Raw genomic sequence first — 234 nt, 5'->3', positions numbered from 1 at the left:
GATTTCGATTTTGAATGGAGGGTATATAAATTCGTGGCCGTGAAGGGAGACGCCATCCTTCGTAATCACACAGAGCTCGATATCAGAGTAGGGGCCGTCGATCCCTTGGGCAAGCGAGCCGTACAGGCCGATCGCCAAAATGGCATCGTCATGAAGCTGAAGCAGCCGATCTTTGATTTGGGTGACCATGCTCATTTTTTCTTCTCTTGTCGTGGGGTCAGGGTAAGATAACAT

At 49.6% G+C, this 234-nt stretch carries 1 protein-coding gene; it reads right to left on the bottom strand.

Features of this window, described 5'->3' with window-relative positions:
* Positions 1-195 (bottom strand): nucleotidyltransferase domain-containing protein (locus ACSNOG_RS34065; protein ID WP_436756531.1); only part of this gene is annotated, 195 nt, incomplete at its 3' end.
* Between the last annotated feature and the right edge of the window lie 39 nt (positions 196-234).

The sequence above is a fragment of the Streptomyces sp. URMC 124 genome (assembly GCF_051386455.1).
GTDB lineage: Bacteria > Actinomycetota > Actinomycetes > Streptomycetales > Streptomycetaceae > Streptomyces.
The sequence above is the reverse complement of the archived record's forward strand: the minus strand, read 5'-3'. Positions and strand labels throughout refer to the sequence as shown.